This is a genomic window from Variovorax sp. VaC1 (genome assembly GCF_043658315.1).
In the GTDB taxonomy this organism is placed as follows: domain Bacteria; phylum Pseudomonadota; class Gammaproteobacteria; order Burkholderiales; family Burkholderiaceae_C; genus Variovorax.
Genome location: NZ_JBIGLT010000001.1, coordinates 376,939 through 391,994 on the forward strand (window position 1 = coordinate 376,939; position 15,056 = coordinate 391,994).

Genomic DNA, 15,056 nt, shown 5'->3' on the forward strand with positions numbered 1-15,056 from the left:
CCGACTTCACCAGAAACAACGCCTCAGGTCGAGCCCCAGACCTCCTGCGCCGTCTCGACCACCAGGCGCAGCTTGTTGCGCTGCGCTTCCACCGCGATGTTGTTGCCGTGCACGGTGCTCGAGAAGCCGCACTGCGGCGACAGCGCGAGCTGCTCGAGCGGCACGTACTTGGCGGCGTCTTCGATGCGGCGCTTGAGCTCGTCCTTGTCTTCCATCTGGCCGAACTTCGTGGTCACGAGGCCGAGCACCACCGTCTTGCCCTTGGGCAGGTAGCGCAGCGGCTTGAAGTCGCCCGAGCGGGCGTCGTCGTATTCCATGAAGTAGGCGTCGAGGTCCATCTCTTTCAGCAGCGCCTCGGCCACGGGCTCGTAGTTGCCGGCGGCCGCGTGCGTGCTCTTGAAGTTGCCGCGGCACAGGTGCATGGCCAGCAGCATGCCCGGCGGCTTCTGCGCGACCACCTTGTTGATGAAGGCGGCGTAGCGGTGCGGCAGTTCGTTCGGGTCGTCGCCGCGCTTGCGGGCCGCTTCGCGCATGTGCTCGTCGCACAGGTAGGCGAGGTTGGTGTCGTCCATCTGCACGTAGGTGCAGCCGGCGGCGGCCAGCGAGCGCAGCTCGTCGCCGTAGGCCTTGGCCACGTCGTCGTAGAACACCGGGTCGAGTTCGGGATACGCCTCTTTGCTGATGCCGGCGCGGCCGCCGCGGAAGTGCAGCATGGTCGGCGAAGGAATGGTCACCTTCGGCGTGCGGCCCGCCGAGACCTGGCTCTTGAGGTACTGGAAGTCGGCGAGCTGGATGTCCTTGACGTGGCGCACCTTGTCGATCACGCGCATCGCGGGCGGCGCCAGTTCTTCGGTGCCGTCGGGCTTGCGGATGGTGACTGGAATGTCGGTCTTCACGCCGCCGAGCTGGTCGAGAAAGTCGATGTGGAAGTAGGTGCGGCGGAACTCGCCGTCGGTGATGCTCTTGAGGCCAATGTCTTCCTGGAACTTGACGATCTCGGTGATGGCCTGGTCTTCGACCTTGCGCAGTTGCTCGGGCGTGATCTCACCCTTGGCCTTCTGCTCGCGTGCTTCGAGCAGGTATTTGGGGCGCAGGAAACTGCCCACGTGGTCGTAGCGGGCGGGCAGGGCGGCGTGCTGGGACATGGATGAACTCCGTCGTGGCTGGGAAACGAACGGCAAATCGTAAAGCCTTCGAAGCTACCTTGTTTGTATACAGATAACTCGGTATTTACCCTCGAATTGGCGATTTGAGCTGGAAATTTCTTAATTTCTGTATACATTGAGTATTCATGAAAACGCCCACGACCGCCTTTCCATTGAACGCCTGGTACGCCGCTGCCTACGACGTCGAAGTGCGTCACGCCCTGCTGCCGCGCACGATCTGCAACCAGAAGGTGGTGCTGTTCCGCCGCACCGACGGGCAGGTCGCCGTGCTCGAAGACGCCTGCTGGCACCGCCTCATGCCGCTGTCGCTCGGCCGCCTCGAAGGCGACGAACTGGTTTGCGGCTACCACGGCCTCGTCTACAACAGCCAGGGCCGCTGCACCCACATGCCGAGCCAGGAAACGCTCAACCCCTCGGCCTGCGTGCGCAGCTTTCCGGTGGTCGAGAAGCACCGCTTCGTGTGGATCTGGCCCGGCGATCCGGCCAAGGCCGATCCGGCGCTGGTGCCCGACATGCACTGGAACGACGACCCCGCCTGGGCCGGCGACGGCAAGATGATCCGCGTCAACTGCGACTACCGGCTCGTGGTCGACAACCTCATGGACCTCACGCACGAGACCTTCGTGCACGGCTCCTCGATCGGCAACCGCGAAGTGGCCGAGGCGCCTTTCGTCGCCACGCACGGCGACCGCTCGGCCACCGTCACGCGCTGGATGGAAAGCATCGACCCACCGCCGTTCTGGGGCGGCCAGATCCGCCATGCACGCGGCTACACCGGCAAGGTCGACCGCTGGCAGATCATTCGCTTCGAAGGCCCGTGCACGGTGAACATCGACGTCGGCGTGGCCGAGGCGGGCAGCGGCGCGGTGCCCAGTCACGGCAACCCCGGCGACCGCAGCAAGGGCGTCAACGGCTACGTGCTCAACACCATCACGCCCGAGACCGACAAGACCTGCCTGTACTTCTGGGCCTTCGCGCGCAACTACTGCCTGGGCGAACAACGCCTGACGCACGAGCTGCGCGAAGGCGTGGCGGGCATCTTCCGTGAAGACGAACTCGTGCTCGAAGCGCAGCAGAAGGCGATGGACGACCACCCCGACCATCAGTTCTACAACCTCAACATCGACGCCGGTTCGATGTGGGCGCGCCGGCTGATCGACCGCATGGTCGAGAAGGAAAAGCCCGCGCGTGCCGCGATTCCGATTCGCCCGATCGAGGCAGCGCAAACACAGGCGCAGACAGCATGAAGGTCGCCACCGTTTCCCCCGCCGGCGAACCCGGCGACAGCGGCAGCTCGCAGGCCGTGAAGGCGCAGCTGCGGCTGCGCGAAATGATCCTTGCGGGCGACCTGCCCGGCGGCGCGCGCATTGCCGAGGTGGCCATCTCCGAACAGCTCGGCGTGTCGCGCACGCCGGTGCGCACCGCGCTGATGCGGCTCGAACAGGAAGGCCTGCTCGAAGCGCTGCCCAACGGCGGCTATGCGGTGCGTACCTTTTCCGAGCGCGACGTGGCCGACGCCATCGAGCTGCGCGGCACGCTCGAAGGGCTGGTCGCGCGGCTGGCGGCCGAACGCGGCGCGGCGCCCGTGGTGCTGCGCGAAGCGCGCGCCTGCCTCACGCGCATCGACGAACTGCTGCGCGAGCCCGCGCTCGACGACGCGGCCTTCTCGCGCTACGTGACGCACAACGAGCGCTTTCATGCGCTGCTCTGCGAAATGGCAGGCAGCCCCGTCATCGCGCAACAGCTGGAGCGGGTGGTCAACCTGCCGTTCGCTTCGCCCTCGGGCTTCGTGATCGTGCAGGCCAACTCGCCGGCCGCGCGCGACATGCTCGTGATCGCGCAAGACCAGCACGTGCAGGTGCTCGATGCCATCGAGTCCGGCGAAGGCTCGCGCGCCGAAGCGCTCATGCGCGAGCACAGCCGCATCGCGCGGCGCAACCTGCGCGAGGCGCTGCATGGCACGCCCACCGCCGAGCAACGCCCGCTGCCCGGCGTGCAACTGATCCGCCGCCGCGGCTGACTGACCCCTTTTCCTTTCCCTGTTTGCTTGTTGGTGTTCCCCCGATGAAAAGCGATCTTCAATGGATGCAGGCGCAGGTCGTTGCGCTGCGCGACGTCACGCCCACCGTGCGCGAGTTCGAGCTGCGGCCCGATGCGGGCTTTGCCTCTGCCTATGAGCCCGGCGCTCACCTGCAGGTGCAGGTGATGACGGCGCAGGGCCGTGTGCAGACCCGCTCGTATTCGCTGGTCGGCGAGGGCGACGGCCAGTGCTGGCGCATCGCCGTCAAGCGGCTCGACGACGGCCGTGGCGGTTCGCTCGCGATGTGGCGGCTGGCCGTGGGCGACCGCCTGCAGGTGAGCGCGCCGCAGAACCACTTTGCGCTCGACCTCTCGGCACCCGGCTACCTGCTGGTGGCGGGCGGCATCGGCATCACGCCGCTGGTGCTGATGGCGCAGCGCCTCGGTGCCCATGCGCGGCGCAGCGGCGTGCCGGTGCAGATGCTTTATGGCGCGCGCCATGCGGGCGAGTTCGGCTACCTCGACCAACTGCGCGAAGCGCTGGGCGAGGGCGTCGCCGCACACGAAGGCTCGGCGCCCATCGACTTCGCCGCCGCCATCGCCGCGCTGCCGCCCGGCGGCCAGCTCTACACCTGCGGCCCGGTGCCGATGCTCGAGGCCGTCAAGCGCGCCTGGCATGCGGCCGGCCGCCCCCTCGAAGACCTGCGCTTCGAGACCTTCGGCAGCAGCGGCCGGCTGGCAACGCAATCCTTCCAGGTCCGCATTCCCCGGCACGACCTGGCCATCACCGTGCCGGCCGATTGCACGCTGCTCGAAGCCCTCGACGCGGCCGGCGTGCAGACGCTGTGGGACTGCAAGCGCGGCGAGTGCGGCCTGTGCGCCATGGACGTGCTCGCCGTCGACGGCGAGATCGACCACCGCGACGTGTTCCTCGGCGAGCACGAAAAACAGGCCGCCACCCGCATCTGCGCGTGCGTGTCACGCGCGGTGGGTACGCTCACGCTGGACTCCGCGTACCGCGCCGACAGCTGATTCTTTCAAGTCGAAGACAGCGTTGCGCGATCATCGCGCAGTTCATTTGTTGATCGCGCAACAAAGCCTCGCGGCGGAGGCCGGGTAGGTGATTGCCTGCTCCGCCGAATGTTGCAAAGTGTTGAAAATAGCCCCGGTTCCGTTTCCCGCCCCCTAAGGAGATTTCCATGCAAAGGCGCCATCTCATCCAGACCGCAGCCCTCTCGGCGCTTGCGCTTTCCATGTCCCTGGCCAGTGCCCAGGACAACAAGTTCAAGATCGGCCTGATCCTCCCGATGACGGGGCAGTCGGCCTCCACCGGCCGCCAGATCGAGGCCGCGGCGCGCCTGTACATGGCCCAGAACGGCGACACCGTCGCCGGCAAGAAGATCGAGCTGATCGTCAAGGACGACACCGGCCTGCCCGACGTGACCAAGCGCCTGGCGCAAGAGCTGGTGGTGAACGACAAGGTCAACGTGCTGGCCGGCTTCGGCCTCACGCCCCTCGCATTGGCCGTGGCGCCCATCGCCACCCAGTCGAAGACGCCCGAAGTCGTGATGGCCGCCGCCACGTCGAGCATCACCGAGGCATCGCCCTACATCATCCGTTCGAGCTTCACGCTGCCGCAGGTGTCGGTCGCCATGGGCGACTGGGCACCCAAGAACGGCGTGAAGACGGTCGTGACGCTGGTGGCCGACTACGGCCCCGGCAACGACGCCGAGAAGTTCTTCAGCGAGCGCTTCATCCTCAACGGCGGCAAGGTGATCGAGAAGCTGCGCGTGCCGCTGCGCAACCCCGACTTCGCGCCGTTCCTGCAGAAGGTGCGCGATGCCAAGCCCGATGCGCTGTTCGTCTTCGTGCCCTCGGGCGCGGGCGCTGCGGTCATGAAGCAGTTCCTGGAGCGCGGCATGGACAAGGCCGGCATCAAGATGATCGCCACCGGCGACGTGACGGACGACGATCAACTCAACGACATGGGCGACGGCGCGCTCGGCGTGGTCACTTCGCATCACTACTCGGCCGCGCACCCCTCGGCGATGAACAAGAAGTTCGTCGAAGCCTTCCAGAAGGCCAACCCGAAGATGCGCCCCAACTTCATGGCCGTGGGCGGCTATGACGGCATGCGCGTGATCTACGAAGCGCTCAAGACCACCAAGGGCCAGGGCGGCGGCGAAGCGCTGCTGGCGGCCATGAAGGGCCAGGTCTTCGAGAGCCCGCGCGGTCAGGTGCTGATCGATGCGCAGACGCGCGACATCGTGCAGGACGTGTACCTGCGCAAGGTCGAGAAGAAAGACGGCCAGCTCTACAACGTCGAGTTCGACGTGATCAAGAGCGTGAAGGACCCGGGCAAGGCGAAGTAACAAGGCTCGCCCCCAGGCTGCGCGCACTTCGTGTCGCTTCGCCAACCCCCACCGGGGCAACACCTGAGGCCCGGCGAAGCCGGTTCCTCGGTGTTTCCCGAACAGACCGCGATGCGCAGCCATTGTGTGAGTAGCTGATATGTTGACCATTCTTTTTGACGGCATCGCCTACGGCATGCTGTTGTTCGTGCTTGCAGTCGGGCTCGCCGTGACGCTCGGGTTGATGAACTTCATCAACCTTGCGCACGGTGCCTTCGCGATGGCGGGCGGCTACCTGACGGTGTTCGCGATGCAGAAGTTCGGCGTGCCGTTCCTGGCCTGCCTGCCGCTCGCATTCATCGTCGTCGCACTGGCCGGGGCGTTGCTCGAACGCACGCTCTACCGGCCGATGTATGGCAAGTCGCACCTGGACCAGGTGCTGTTTTCCATCGGCCTGGCCTTCATGGCCGTGGCCGCCATCGACTACTTCGTCGGCTCTTCGCAGCAGAACGTGCAACTGCCCGAGTGGCTGCGCGGGCGCACCGAGATCGGCGACGGCGCCTTCCTGCTGGGCATGGGGCACTACCGCCTGTTCATCATCGGCGTGTGCGCGGTGCTCACCGTGGTGCTGCAGCTCATCCTGTCGAAGACCCGCTTCGGCAGCCGGCTGCGCGCCGCGGTCGACGACCCGCGCGTGGCGGCGGGGCTGGGCATCAACGTGAACATCGTGTTCCTGCTGACCTTTGCCGTGGGCTCCGGCCTTGCGGGGCTGGGCGGTGCGTTGGGCGCGGAAATTCTCGGGCTCGATCCGACCTTCCCGCTCAAGTACATGATCTATTTCCTGATCGTGGTCTCGGTCGGCGGCACCTCGTCGATCACCGGGCCGCTCGCGGCCGCACTGCTGCTCGGCATTGCCGACGTGGCGGGCAAGTACTTCATTCCGAAGATGGGGGCGTTCACCGTCTACCTGCTGATGATCCTGATCCTGATGTGGCGGCCGCAAGGCCTGTTCACGCGCAAAGGGGGCCGTTGAATGAGCGCGCCTTCTTCTTCGGTCGATTTCCAGTCGGCGCTGCTGCGCAAGGCGCGCTGGCGTCCGCTTGAATTCGTGGTGTGGGCCGTGGCCTTCGCGCTGCCGCTGTTCATGCCTTCGCATTCGCTGCTGGTCAACGAGATCGCCATCGTCGCGCTGTTCGCGATGTCGCTCGACCTGATCCTGGGCTACACCGGCATCGTGTCGCTGGGCCATGCCGCGTTCTTCGGTTTCGGTGCTTACGCGGCGGCGTTGTTCGCCAAGCTGGTCATGCCCGACCCGACGGTGGGCCTCGTGGTGGCGACCGTGCTGTCGGCCGTGCTGGGGCTCGTGGCGAGCGTGACGATCCTGCGCGGCAGCGATCTCACGCGGCTGATGGTCACGCTCGGCACCGCGCTGCTGCTGCTCGAACTGGCCAACAAGCTCGACTGGCTCACCGGTGGTGCCGATGGCCTGCAGGGCGTGGTGATGGGGCCGGTGCTCGGCCTGTTCGACTTCGACCTGTACGGCCGCACAGCCGCCTGGTATTCGCTGGCCGTGATGCTGGTGCTGTTCCTGCTGATGCGCCGGCTGGTGCATTCGCCGTTCGGTGCCACGCTCAAGGCGATTCGCGACAACCGGCTGCGCGCCATGGCCATCGGCATCCCGGTGGTGTCGCGGCTCGCGACGGTCTACACCATCGCCGCCGGCGTGGCCGGTGCCGCCGGCGCGCTGCTGGCGCAGACCACGGGCTTCGCCTCGCTCGACGTGCTGGCCTTCGACCGCTCGGCCGACGTGCTGCTGATGCTGGTCATCGGCGGCGTGGGTTGGCTGTATGGCGGTGTGGCCGGCGCCATCGTGTTCAAGCTGCTGCAGACCTGGCTGTCGGCCGTCACGCCGCAGTACTGGATGTTCTGGATCGGGCTGATTTTGGTGCTGCTGGTGCTCGTGGGGCGCGACCGCCTGCTCAAGCCCTGGACCTGGTTCGGCGCCGGCAAGAAGAAGGGCGGTGCGGCATGAGCGATACCGTGCTCTCGACCCATGGGCTGGTGATGCGCTTCGGCGGCATCACGGCCACCAACAACGTGACGATGGACCTGAAGCGCGGCGCACGCCACGCGCTGATCGGTCCCAACGGCGCGGGCAAGACCACGCTCATCAACCAGCTGACGGGGGTGCTCACGCCGACCGAAGGCCGCATCACGCTGCTCGGCGAAGACATCACGAACCTGGCGCCGCACAAGCGCGTGGCGCGCGGGTTGGTGCGCACCTTCCAGATCAACCAGTTGTTCGATTCGATGACGCCGCTTGAAACGCTGGCGCTCGTGGTGTCGCAGCACCAGGGCATCGGTGCGCAGTGGTGGCGTCCGCTGGGCTCCAGCAAGGCGGTGGCCGAACGTGCGACGCAACTGCTCGAACAGTTCCATCTGAGCGACGTGGCGAAGCAGCAGGTCAAGCATCTGGCCTACGGCAAGCGCCGCTTGCTGGAGATCGCCATTGCACTGGCCTGCGAGCCGCGCGTGCTGCTGCTGGATGAACCCGTCGCGGGTGTGCCGGCCGGCGAGCGCGAAGAGCTGCTGCAGACCGTGGCCGCGTTGCCGGCCGACGTGTCGGTGCTGCTGATCGAGCACGACATGGACCTGGTCTTCAGCTTTGCCGACCGCATGACCGTGCTGGTCAACGGCACGTTGCTGACCGAGGGCGATCCTGAAACCATCGCCAACGATCCGAAGGTCAAAGAGGTCTATCTGGGCCACGGAGAAAGCGCCCATGTCTGAACTGCTGCGAATAGAAAACCTGAGCGCCGGCTACGGCGAGGCCGTGGTGCTGCACGACGTGGCTTTCACGCTCGGCGAAGGCCAGACGCTGGCCTTGCTGGGCCGCAACGGCACCGGCAAGACCACGCTGATCAACACGCTGGCGGGCGCGACGCGCCAGCACGGCGGCAGCATCGCGCTGAGTGGGCTGGCGCTGCACAAGCTGGCACCGCACCAGCGCGCCGCGGCCGGCATCGGCTGGGTGCCGCAGGAGCGCAACATCTTCAAGTCGCTCACGGTGCACGAGAACCTGACGGCGGTGGAGCGGGCGGGCAAGTGGAATCCGCAGCGCGTCTACGAGATGTTTCCGCGCCTGGCCGAACGCAAGACCAACCTGGGCACGCAGCTTTCAGGCGGCGAGCAACAGATGCTGGCCGTCGGCCGCGCGCTGGTGCTGAACCCGAAGCTGCTGCTGCTCGACGAGCCGCTCGAAGGGCTGGCGCCGATCATCGTGGAAGAGCTGCTGCGCGCCATCCGCCGCATCACGCAGGACGAAGGGCTGGCCGCGATCATCGTGGAGCAGCATCCGCAGGCGATCCTTGCGATCTCCGATGAGGCGGTGGTGCTGGACCACGGGACCATCGTGCACACCGACAAGGCCGCGGTGCTGCGCACCCAGCCCGAGGTGCTCGACCGGCTGCTGGGCGTGGCGCGCTAGCGGGCCTTCGCAGCCCTCAGGCCTTCAGATCGCGCAGCCGTCGGGGCCGCACATCGGCGGCGTTGTGTCGGTGCCTGCAGCGGCCGCTACTTGCGACGGCCCGACGAATTCGGCGAGCTGCGCCTTCCAGTCTTCCGCGCGGCCCAGCCAGGGGCCGATGTCGACGCGGCCGGCGCTGCCATCGGGCTGCGTCAGCACGAAGGTCGGAAAGCCCTGGCCGCCCGCGCGTTGCAGCAGCTGGCGGCTTTCCGCGATGTGCTTCGCGGTCGCTTCGCCCGAGAGCTGCTTGAACGACACGGCGAAGGCCTCGGCATCGAAGCCGAGTTCGACGGCCAGTGCCGCGATCACATCCGCATCGGCGATGCGGCGGCCTTCGACATAGTGCGCGCGCTGCAGGCGATGGGCCATGTCGAGCCCGCCACCCGCACGCAGCGATTCGGCCGCGAGGATCGCGGTGGTCGGCGGCTCGGAATCCATCACCGCGCCCGTATCGCGCAGCAGCCCTTCGAAGTAGCCCTCGCCGAAAGGCTGGCCCGTGAGTTCGGCGATGCGGCGGTCGTGCGGCATCACGTAGTCGCGCCATTGCGGCGTGATGGGGCGCCGGTTGGCGCCGGTCATCATGCCGCCGCCGTGGAGCGCGACCTTCAGGCCCGGCACGCTGCGCGCGGCTTCGACCAGCGGCGCGGCGGCATAGCACCAGCCGCAGAGCGGATCGAAGATGTAGTGCAGCGTGACCGCGTTCGCAGCCTCGTTCACTGCGGCCATTTCATTTCTCCCTTGATGACCTTGGCGCCCAGTTCGAGCGACGAGGCGTCTTCGAGCTTCGGGTAGCGCTTCTTCATCGCGGCGATGAGCGCGGCCGAGTCCTTGGCCTTGTTCGCTTCCACCTCGAAGGCCTTCAGGTAGTCGCGCGTGAACTTCACCGAAGCGACCGTGTACGGCGCCGAGCCGTTGGCGTTCGGCAGGTAGTGGCCGGGCACCACGGTCTTGGGGTGCAGGGCTGCGATGCGGTCCAGCGTCTTGATCCAGTCGCGGCGCGATTGCGGCGTTTGCGTGTCGGCCACCCACACATGGATGTTGGCCGACACCGGAATGCCGCCGACCACCGCCTTGAGCGAGGGAATCCACGCGAAGCTGCGTTCGGGCGTGGGGCCGTCGAGGCCGACGACCTGGATCTTGCGGCCTTCCAGTTCGATGCTGTCGCCGGTCAGCGGCTGCGGCACGACCAGCGCCTTGGGCGCGTTGTCCTTCAGGATCGGGCCCCAGTGCGCGAGCTTGCCGTCTTTCGAGGCCTGGATGGCGGCCACGGTCTGCGGCGTGGCGACGATCTTCGCGTCGGGGAAGGCGGCCTGGATCACGTCGAGGCCGAAGTAGTAGTCGGGGTCGCTGTGGCTGATGTAGACCGTGGTCAGCTTCTTGCCGCTGGCCTTGATCTTCTGCACCAGCGCTTCGGCGTCGTTGCGCTGGAACTGTGCGTCGATCAGTACGGCGTCGGTCTGGCCGGTGACCAGCTCGGACGACACCGGAAACATCGACTTGGCGCCGGGGTTGTACACGTCGAGCTTGAGCGGCTCGGCGGCCTGGGCGGCCAGCGGGGCGAGGCTCAGCGTGGCGGCGAGGGCGGCGGCGGAAAGAAGGGCTCTGCGGAACAACATGATGGTCTTTCGTTGGAAGGTGGAAGGCGTGACAGCGTCGAATGAGCCTCGAATGTTAGGTTGCGGGAAACGAAATAAAAACCCGCTCCATCGCAATGGATAGTTTCTCTTTTCGGACGAATCAGGCAACTCAGGGCGCGTCGGTCGCGCGCCGTTCGAGGTGCGCGACCAGCAAACGCGCCGAGGGCGAAAGCGTCGCTTCATCGCGAAAGCAGATCGCGAACCGGCGCCGCGCCCAGGCGTCGGTGAGCGGCATCAGCCGCAGGCCGTAGGCGTCGGTGAAGGGCCGCGCCACTTCCGCCGGCACCACGCTGATCGCCAGCCCGGCCCGCACCACGCGCAGCGCCGCATCGAAGTTGGACACCAGCACGCGGTGCACCATCGGCTTGCCCGCCACCGCCGCCTCGCGCGCCAGCATCAGTTGCACGGCGCTCAGCGCGGGCATGCCGACGAATTCATGGTCGAGTACCTGCTCGAAGCGCACATGGCCGTGTTGCGCCACGGGGTGCGAGGGATGCGCGACGATGGCCAGGTGGTCGGTGCGGTAGCCGCGCGACTCCAGCCCCTCGAGGTCGGCGGCGTCCCAGCACAGGCCGATCGACGCGCTGCCTTCGCGGATGCCGCGCACGATCTCCGGGCTCACGCGCTCTTCCATGTCGACGCGGATGTTGCGGTGCGCCGGGTCTTGCAGGAAGTCGGCAACGTCTTCGGCCAGCGACTCGGCCATCACCGAGGCCGAGGCCAGGATGCGCACATGCCCGCGCGCGCCGCCGGCATAGGCCGCCATGTCGCGCTCGATGCGGTTGGCGCTGCCGAGCATGGCGCGGGCGTGCTCCAGCAGCGTTTCGCCGGCCGGCGTCGGTACCACGCCGCGGCGCTTGCGCAGCAGCAGCGGCGTGCCGACCGTCTCTTCGAGCAGCGCCAGGCGCTTGCTGATCGCCGAGCCGACGATGCTGGCCTGCTCGCCGGCGCGCGCGATGCTGCGCGTTTCGCAGACGGAGACGAACAGGCGAAGGGTGGTCAGGTCGAGGTCTCTCATGCGCGTGTGGTGGGCCGGTGGATGTGGTGTTCCATTTTGGAACTGATCGGCTTCCAAAATCTACCTTCTGAATCCGATGGGAAATCCTAATATCGGCGGCAAATCACCCACGGAGACAGTCTCTTGATCGAAGCTTTTGGGGCGCCTGCCACGCATGCCTTCTTGCCGCCGCGCGCGGTTGTTCGTGAAGTGGGGCTGCGCGATGGCCTCCAGAGCATTGCGCGCGTGCTGCCCACGGCGCACAAGCGCGAATGGATTCGCGCCGCGCATGCGGCGGGTCAGCGCGAGATCGAGGTCGGCTCCTTCGTGCCCGCCCACCTGCTGCCTCAACTGGCGGACACCGCCGAACTGCTGGCGTATGCGAAGACGCTGCCGGGGCTTTTCGCGTCGGTGCTGGTGCCCAATCTGAAGGGCGCGCTGCGGGCCATCGAGGGCGAGGCCGACCTGATGGTCGTGCCGCTGTCGGCCAGCCATGCGCACAGCCTTGCCAACCTGCGCAAGACGCCCGACGAGGTGGTGGCCGAGGTCGGCCGCATCCGGGCCGCGCGCGATGCGGCGGGCTCGAAGACGCTGATCGAAGGCGGCGTGGGCACAGCCTTCGGCTGCACGATCCAGGGCCATGTCGCGTTCGACGAGGCGTTGCGGCTGATGCAGGCGCTGCTCGATGCGGGCGCCGATCGCGTCAGCCTTGCCGACACTGTCGGCTATGCCGATCCCGCGATGGTTCGCAGCCTGTTCGAGCGCGCGTTGCGCATCGCGGGCAACCGGCTCTGGTGCGGCCACTTCCACGACACGCGCGGTCTGGGCCTTGCCAATGTCTATGCCGCTCTGGAGGTCGGCATCACGCGCTTCGATGCCTGCCTGGCCGGCATCGGCGGCTGCCCGCATGCGCCCGGTGCCAGCGGCAATGTCGACACGGAAGACCTGGTCTTCATGCTCGAGAGCATGGGGGTCGCGACCGGCGTCGATTTGCCCCGGCTGCTCGAGTTGCGCCAGCGCGTGGCCGGTTGGCTGGACGGCGAAACCCTGCAAGGCACCGTGTGGCGCGCGGGCTTTCCGAAGACTTTCGTGCCCACGGCCGGAGTGGCGGCATGAGCGCGGCGCCGACCGAAGAAAGGCGCCTGCCGCTCGCCGGCATCCGCGTGGTCGAGTTCACCCACATGGTCATGGGCCCGACCTGCGGCATGGTGCTGGCGGACCTGGGGGCGGAGGTCATCAAGGTCGAGCCGATCGAGGGCGACCGCACGCGGCACCTGCTGGGCGCGGGCGCGGGTTTCTTTCCGATGTTCAACCGCAACAAGAAGAGCATTGCGCTCGACCTGCGCAACCCGCAGGGGCTCGAAGCGGCGCTGCGCCTGTGCGCCACCGCCGACGTGGTGGCGCAGAACTTCCGGCCCGGCACCATGGACAAGTACGACCTGGGCTATGCCGCGCTCGGCAAGCTCAACCCGCGGCTGGTATACGTGAACCACACGGGCTTCCTGCCCGGCCCCTATGAGCACCGCACCGCGCTCGACGAGGTGGTGCAGATGATGGGCGGCCTGGCCTACATGACCGGCCGCCCGGGCGATCCGCTGCGCGCGGGCACGAGCGTGAACGACATCATGGGCGGCATGTTCGGCGCCATCGGCGCCATCGCCGCGCTGATGCAGCGCGCCGAGACGGGCAAGGGGCAGGAGGTGCAATCGGCGCTGTTCGAGAACAACGTGTTCCTGGTCGGCCAGCACATGATGCAGTACGCCATCACCGGGCAGGCCGCCGCGCCGATGCCCGAGCGCATCTCAGCCTGGGCGCTGTACGACGTGTTCACCGTGAAAGACGGGGAGCAGATCTTCCTGGCCGCGGTGAGCGATGCGCAGTGGAAGGTGTTCTGCGATGCGCTGGGCTTCAACGACCTGAAGACCGACGCCGCCCTGGGCACCAACAACGACCGGGTGCGCCTGCGGCCCACGCTGCTGGCGGACCTGCGGCTGCGACTGGCCGACCGCTCGGCGGCGGAGTTGTCCGCCATCTTCGAGGCACACGGCTTGCCCTTCGCGCCGATCACCCGGCCCGAGGACCTGTACGACGACCCGCACCTGAAGGCCACCGGCGGGTTGGCGGACATCCGCCTGCCGGACGGCGAGCGCGCTGGCCAGATGGCGCAGACGACCCTGTTCCCGATCACGCTCGGCGGGCAACGCCTTGGCGTGCGCCTGAATCCGCCGACGCTGGGCGAGCACACCCGCGAACTGCTGGCCGAGCTTGGTTATGGCGGCGCGCAGGTGGACGCGCTGCACGCCGATGCGGCCGTGGGCTGAGCGCAGAGATTTTTCAAAACCATAAAGAGAGACAACACGATGACCCGGATTCTTCCCCTGATGAGCCGCCGCACCGCCATTGGCTTCGGCGCAGCAGCCGCTGCGCTGGCGGCATGTCCCGCGCTTGCGCAGGGCTCCGACAAACCCATCCGATTCATCCTGCCGATCAGCGCCGGCTCGGGCGTTGACACCATCGTGCGCGCAGCGTCCGTCGCGCTCGGCAAATCGTTCGGGCAGCCGGTGGTCATCGAGAACCTGCCCGGGGCGGGCGGCATCACCGGTGCGTCGGCCATCGTCAAGGCGGCACCCGACGGGCTCACGCTGGGCATGGTGTCGAACAACCACGTCATCAACCCCAGCGTATTCAAGAAGATGCCCTTCGATGCCATCAACGACATCACGCCGATCAGCGTGGTGGGCGCCACGCCGCTGGTGTTGCTGGTCAATCCGAAACTGCCGGCGAAGAACGTGAAGGAGCTGGTGGCGCTGCTGCGCGCCAAGCCCGAGGGCTACAACTACGCATCGTCGGGCAACGGCACCATCATCCATCTGGCGGGCGAGATGTTCATGGACGAGGCCGGCGTGAAGGCGCGGCACATCCCCTACAAGGGCACCGGTCCGATGGTGACCGACATGATCGCGGGGCAGGTCGAGATGGGCGTGGTCGCGTTGCCGGCCGTGCAGCAGCACATCCGAAGCGGTGCGCTGCGCGCCATCGGCCTGTGCGGGCCGGCGCGCTCGCCCGCAGCCCCCGACATTCCGACCATCGCCGAGCAAGGCCTGCCGAACTACGGCATTGAAGGCTGGTTCGCGGTGATCGGGCCGCCGAAGATGCAGGCGGCCGACGTGCAGCGCGTCCATGACGCAGTGGTCGCGGCATTCACCAGTGCCGACGTGCGAGAGGCCATGGACAAGCAGGGCAACATCATCAAGCCCACTTCGCCCGGGCAGGCGGCCAGCTACTTTCGCAGCGAGGCGGCGCGCTATGCGGCGCTGGTGAAGAAGGCGAACGTGGTCCTGGAGTAAGTAGTGCCGGGGT

At 67.3% G+C, this 15,056-nt stretch carries 14 protein-coding genes and 1 pseudogene; 11 read left to right on the forward strand and 4 right to left on the reverse strand.

Annotation, left to right across the window (positions count from 1 at the left end; all coding sequences use genetic code 11):
• Window positions 1-23: 23 nt before the first annotated feature.
• Window positions 24-1,145: a 5-methyltetrahydropteroyltriglutamate--homocysteine S-methyltransferase gene (locus ACGLHS_RS01835; RefSeq protein ID WP_093236933.1), complete on the reverse strand. Its 1,122-nt coding sequence runs from the start codon at window positions 1,143-1,145 to the stop codon at window positions 24-26.
• A gap of 146 nt (window positions 1,146-1,291) precedes the next feature.
• Here ACGLHS_RS01835 and ACGLHS_RS01840 point away from each other — a divergent pair, with 146 nt between their 5' ends.
• The 8 genes from ACGLHS_RS01840 to ACGLHS_RS01875 all read left to right on the forward strand — a co-directional run bounded on the left by ACGLHS_RS01840 (window position 1,292) and on the right by ACGLHS_RS01875 (window position 9,023).
• Complete coding sequence (locus ACGLHS_RS01840) at window positions 1,292-2,413, forward strand: Rieske 2Fe-2S domain-containing protein (RefSeq protein WP_394476342.1); 1,122 nt, start codon at window positions 1,292-1,294, stop codon at window positions 2,411-2,413.
• Window positions 2,410-3,186 (forward strand): GntR family transcriptional regulator, encoded by a 777-nt coding sequence (locus ACGLHS_RS01845; protein WP_394476344.1) that lies wholly within the window; start codon window positions 2,410-2,412, stop codon window positions 3,184-3,186. The genes ACGLHS_RS01840 and ACGLHS_RS01845 overlap by 4 nt, the downstream gene beginning before the upstream one ends.
• 44 nt (window positions 3,187-3,230) lie before the next feature.
• Window positions 3,231-4,217 (forward strand): PDR/VanB family oxidoreductase, encoded by a 987-nt coding sequence (locus ACGLHS_RS01850; RefSeq protein ID WP_093236936.1) that lies wholly within the window; start codon window positions 3,231-3,233, stop codon window positions 4,215-4,217.
• 167 nt (window positions 4,218-4,384) lie between these two features.
• Entirely contained in the window at window positions 4,385-5,557 is a 1,173-nt protein-coding gene (locus ACGLHS_RS01855; RefSeq protein WP_394476347.1) for an ABC transporter substrate-binding protein, read from the forward strand.
• A gap of 139 nt (window positions 5,558-5,696) precedes the next feature.
• Window positions 5,697-6,569, forward strand: a complete 873-nt coding sequence (locus ACGLHS_RS01860) for a branched-chain amino acid ABC transporter permease (protein ID WP_093236938.1) — start codon at window positions 5,697-5,699, stop codon at window positions 6,567-6,569.
• Window positions 6,570-7,568 carry a branched-chain amino acid ABC transporter permease gene (locus tag ACGLHS_RS01865; RefSeq protein WP_394476349.1) on the forward strand — a complete coding sequence of 333 codons (999 nt, stop codon included), beginning with the start codon at window positions 6,570-6,572 and terminating at the stop codon, window positions 7,566-7,568.
• Window positions 7,565-8,326 (forward strand): ABC transporter ATP-binding protein, encoded by a 762-nt coding sequence (locus tag ACGLHS_RS01870; RefSeq protein ID WP_394476351.1) that lies wholly within the window; start codon window positions 7,565-7,567, stop codon window positions 8,324-8,326. Before ACGLHS_RS01865 ends, ACGLHS_RS01870 begins: the two co-directional genes overlap by 4 nt.
• Window positions 8,319-9,023, forward strand: a complete 705-nt coding sequence (locus ACGLHS_RS01875; RefSeq protein WP_394476353.1) for an ABC transporter ATP-binding protein — start codon at window positions 8,319-8,321, stop codon at window positions 9,021-9,023. The genes ACGLHS_RS01870 and ACGLHS_RS01875 overlap by 8 nt, the downstream gene beginning before the upstream one ends.
• A gap of 24 nt (window positions 9,024-9,047) precedes the next feature.
• Here the strand turns inward: ACGLHS_RS01875 and ACGLHS_RS01880 are convergent, their stop codons facing one another.
• The 3 genes and pseudogenes from ACGLHS_RS01880 to ACGLHS_RS01890 form a co-directional block, all read right to left on the reverse strand.
• Complete coding sequence (locus ACGLHS_RS01880) at window positions 9,048-9,788, reverse strand: DsbA family protein (RefSeq protein ID WP_394476356.1); 741 nt, start codon at window positions 9,786-9,788, stop codon at window positions 9,048-9,050.
• Window positions 9,782-10,675, reverse strand: a pseudogene (locus ACGLHS_RS01885) (MBL fold metallo-hydrolase); the annotation flags it as partial. The gene ACGLHS_RS01880 and the pseudogene ACGLHS_RS01885, both read right to left, overlap by 7 nt.
• Window positions 10,676-10,808: 133 nt before the next feature.
• Window positions 10,809-11,717 carry a LysR substrate-binding domain-containing protein gene (locus tag ACGLHS_RS01890; RefSeq protein WP_394476358.1) on the reverse strand — a complete coding sequence of 303 codons (909 nt, stop codon included), beginning with the start codon at window positions 11,715-11,717 and terminating at the stop codon, window positions 10,809-10,811.
• A gap of 126 nt (window positions 11,718-11,843) precedes the next feature.
• Here ACGLHS_RS01890 and ACGLHS_RS01895 point away from each other — a divergent pair, with 126 nt between their 5' ends.
• The 3 genes from ACGLHS_RS01895 to ACGLHS_RS01905 are packed head-to-tail and all read left to right on the forward strand — an operon-like array spanning window position 11,844 to window position 15,043.
• The gene (locus ACGLHS_RS01895; protein WP_394478145.1) at window positions 11,844-12,812 is read left to right on the forward strand and encodes a hydroxymethylglutaryl-CoA lyase; all 969 of its coding nucleotides are present in this window, start codon (window positions 11,844-11,846) and stop codon (window positions 12,810-12,812) included.
• Window positions 12,809-14,017 (forward strand): CaiB/BaiF CoA transferase family protein, encoded by a 1,209-nt coding sequence (locus ACGLHS_RS01900; RefSeq protein ID WP_394476360.1) that lies wholly within the window; start codon window positions 12,809-12,811, stop codon window positions 14,015-14,017. The genes ACGLHS_RS01895 and ACGLHS_RS01900 overlap by 4 nt, the downstream gene beginning before the upstream one ends.
• A 39-nt stretch (window positions 14,018-14,056) precedes the next feature.
• On the forward strand, window positions 14,057-15,043 hold the full coding sequence (locus tag ACGLHS_RS01905) for a tripartite tricarboxylate transporter substrate binding protein (RefSeq protein ID WP_394476362.1): 987 nt from the start codon (window positions 14,057-14,059) through the stop codon (window positions 15,041-15,043).
• The last annotated feature ends 13 nt before the right edge of the window (window positions 15,044-15,056 follow it).

Excerpts from the sequence above, each read along its gene's own strand:
- ACGLHS_RS01870 (WP_394476351.1), top strand. The coding sequence starts at position 7,565 with ATGAGCGATACCGTGCTCTCGACCCATGGGCTGGTGATGCGCTTCGGC.
- ACGLHS_RS01880 (WP_394476356.1), bottom strand. The coding sequence starts at position 9,788 with ATGGCCGCAGTGAACGAGGCTGCGAACGCGGTCACGCTGCACTACATC.
- ACGLHS_RS01855 (WP_394476347.1), top strand. The coding sequence starts at position 4,385 with ATGCAAAGGCGCCATCTCATCCAGACCGCAGCCCTCTCGGCGCTTGCG.
- ACGLHS_RS01840 (WP_394476342.1), top strand. The coding sequence starts at position 1,292 with ATGAAAACGCCCACGACCGCCTTTCCATTGAACGCCTGGTACGCCGCT.
- ACGLHS_RS01890 (WP_394476358.1), bottom strand. The coding sequence starts at position 11,717 with ATGAGAGACCTCGACCTGACCACCCTTCGCCTGTTCGTCTCCGTCTGC.
- ACGLHS_RS01905 (WP_394476362.1), top strand. The coding sequence starts at position 14,057 with ATGACCCGGATTCTTCCCCTGATGAGCCGCCGCACCGCCATTGGCTTC.
- ACGLHS_RS01845 (WP_394476344.1), top strand. The coding sequence starts at position 2,410 with ATGAAGGTCGCCACCGTTTCCCCCGCCGGCGAACCCGGCGACAGCGGC.
- ACGLHS_RS01835 (WP_093236933.1), bottom strand. The coding sequence starts at position 1,145 with ATGTCCCAGCACGCCGCCCTGCCCGCCCGCTACGACCACGTGGGCAGT.
- ACGLHS_RS01850 (WP_093236936.1), top strand. The coding sequence starts at position 3,231 with ATGAAAAGCGATCTTCAATGGATGCAGGCGCAGGTCGTTGCGCTGCGC.
- ACGLHS_RS01860 (WP_093236938.1), top strand. The coding sequence starts at position 5,697 with ATGTTGACCATTCTTTTTGACGGCATCGCCTACGGCATGCTGTTGTTC.
- ACGLHS_RS01865 (WP_394476349.1), top strand. The coding sequence starts at position 6,570 with ATGAGCGCGCCTTCTTCTTCGGTCGATTTCCAGTCGGCGCTGCTGCGC.
- ACGLHS_RS01875 (WP_394476353.1), top strand. The coding sequence starts at position 8,319 with ATGTCTGAACTGCTGCGAATAGAAAACCTGAGCGCCGGCTACGGCGAG.
- ACGLHS_RS01900 (WP_394476360.1), top strand. The coding sequence starts at position 12,809 with ATGAGCGCGGCGCCGACCGAAGAAAGGCGCCTGCCGCTCGCCGGCATC.